The sequence below is a fragment of the Senegalimassilia sp. genome (assembly GCF_977052095.1).
The window spans coordinates 1-2,516 of the sequence record NZ_CDRSTZ010000081.1; the positions used below are offsets into that span (position 1 = coordinate 1).

General features: G+C 64.0%; 2 protein-coding genes. Both read left to right on the forward strand.

The window, feature by feature from the left end:
- The coding region (locus tag ACWI6D_RS09325) for a helicase-related protein (RefSeq protein WP_449134484.1) at window positions 1-1,204 on the forward strand (1,204 nt) is incomplete at its 5' end.
- The coding region (locus ACWI6D_RS09330) for a RelA/SpoT family protein (protein WP_449134485.1) at window positions 1,188-2,516 on the forward strand (1,329 nt) is incomplete at its 3' end. The genes ACWI6D_RS09325 and ACWI6D_RS09330, both read left to right, overlap by 17 nt.

The following is a 2,516-nucleotide window of genomic DNA, read 5'->3' on the forward strand; positions in this document are numbered from 1 at the left end:
ATCCACGGTGGACGAACGCCGGCAGGCGTTCGCGGGCCTGGCCGACGGCAGCGTGGACATCGCGCTGACCACGCCGGAGTTCCTTGCATGGCATGCCGATTCGTTCCGCTTGTCGGGGCGCGTGAGGTTTGTGGTGGTCGACGAAGCGCATCACGTGGGCCTGGCGCGCGCCGGTCAGCGCGACGCATATGCCACCATCGGCCAGGCTGTGCACAAACTCGGTGACCCCACGGTGCTGGCGCTTACCGCCACGGCCGACGACGAGTGCGCCGCCGCCGTGCGCCGCGAGCTGCCCATCGACGTGTGCGTGTTCGATTCCGCCGACCGCCCGAACCTGCGCCTGGACGACCGCCGCAACGTGCCCAGTCGCGACAACTACCTGGCGAACCTGGTAGCCACGGGCGAGAAAACAGTGGTGTTCGTGAATTCGCGCGAGCAGTCCGTGGCCGTTGCACGCGCGCTGCGCAAGCACGCGCCGCAGGTGGCGCCGCTTATCGGCTTCTACAACGCCGGCCTGTCGCGTTCGGAGCGCAAGCGCATCGAGCAGCTGTTCCGCACCGATGCGCTGCTGGTGCTCATTGCCACCAGCGCGTTCGGCGAAGGCGTGGACATCCCGAACATCCGCCACGTGGTGCTGTACCACATGCCGTTCAACGAAATCGAGTTCAACCAGATGTCGGGCCGCGCCGGCCGCGACGGCAAGCCCGCGTGCGTGCACCTGCTGTTCAGCCGCAACGACTGCGCGCTCAACGAGCGCATCCTGGCCGACATGACGCCGTGCCACGACAGCCTGGCGCAGGTGTACCGCAAGCTGCGCGATATGCAGCGCGCCAGCGACACGCTGTTCTTCACCACCAGCGATGCCGAGCTGGCCAAAAACGTGTCCACCGACATATTTCCCGTGAACACCTCGTCGGTTACGTGCGCCGTTGCGGTGTTCCGCGAGCTGGGGCTTATCGAGGCGCACGCCATGTTCGGGCCCGACGGCCTGGTTCGCTCCATCCACGTGAAGGACACGCAATCGAAGGTGCAGCTCACCGACAGCGTGCGCTACCGCGAGGGCCTTGACGAGCGCGAGATCTTCCACACGTTCCGCGACTGGGTCATGCGCAGCAACGCTGCCGACCTGCAGCGCCGCGTGTCGCATCCTATCCTTCCCAGCGATGCTCAAGCAAAGGGGGCTCAGCATGACGAAGCAGAATAACAAGCAAGGCGACCTTCTGGGCGCCGCGCCCGAAACCGCACGTCAAACGGTAGAGGACAACCTGCTCGGGCGCCCGCACGTGGCCGAGAAGGCATTCTCCACTGAGGCCACGAAAGTGCTGCCGAAAGGCGAGAAAACCCCCGAGCAGCGCTTCGCCGAACTGCAGGACATGACGCGCAGCTACCTTACCGACGCCGAAGAGGACAAGCTGGCGAAGGCATTCAAGTTCGCCGCCGCCGCCCATGAGGGTGCGTGCCGCAAGTCGGGCGAGCCGTTCATTGCGCACCCGGTGGAGGTGGCCATCATCCTGGCCGATTTGCGCATGGACGTGGAAACGCTGTGCGCGGCGCTGCTGCACGACACGGTGGAGGACACCGACGTCACCAGCCAGCTGGTGGAGCAGGAGTTCGGCCCGCACGTGGCACAGCTGGTTGACGGCGTCACGAAGATCACGCGCATCGAGGTGGAAACGCTTACCGACGAGCAGGCGGCCACCATCCGCAAGATGTTCGTTGCCATGAGCAAGGATATCCGCGTCATCGTCATCAAGCTGGCCGACCGCCTGCACAACATGCGCACCCTGGCGGCGCTGAAAGAAGACCGCCGCATCTTCAAGTCGCGCGAGACGCTGGAAATCTACGCGCCTATCGCGCATCGTTTGGGCATCAACTCCATCAAATGGGAGCTTGAGGACCTAAGCTTCTACTACCTGGAGCCGAATAAGTTCAAGCAGGTCTCACGCATGGTCACCGAAAGCCGTGCCGAACGCGAAGAGTACCTTGAGCAGGTCATTTCCGTGCTGCGCGGCGAAATGGACAAAGTTGGCATCCAGGCGCAGATCATGGGCCGCCCCAAGCACCTGTACAGCATCTACCAGAAAATGGCGAAGAAGGGCAAAGGCTTCTCCGAGATCTACGACCTCATTGCCGTGCGCATCATCGTGAAATCGGTGAAGGACTGCTACTCGGCGCTGGGCGCGGTGCACACGCTGTGGCACCCCATGCCCGGGCGGTTCAAAGACTACATAGCCATGCCGAAGTTCAACATGTACCAAAGCCTGCACACCACGGTTATCGGCCCGGCGGGCCGCCCGCTTGAGGTGCAGATCCGCACGGAAGAGATGCACCGCCAAAGCGAGTACGGCGTGGCGGCGCACTGGCGCTACAAGGAAAAGGGCGGCCGCGGCAGCAACGACGCCATGGACAAGCAGCTGGCCTGGCTGCGCGAGATGGTGGACTGGCAGGACGAGACGCACGATTCGCGCGAGTTCCTGAAGGACCTGAAGGTGGACCTGGCGCCTACCGAGGTGTTC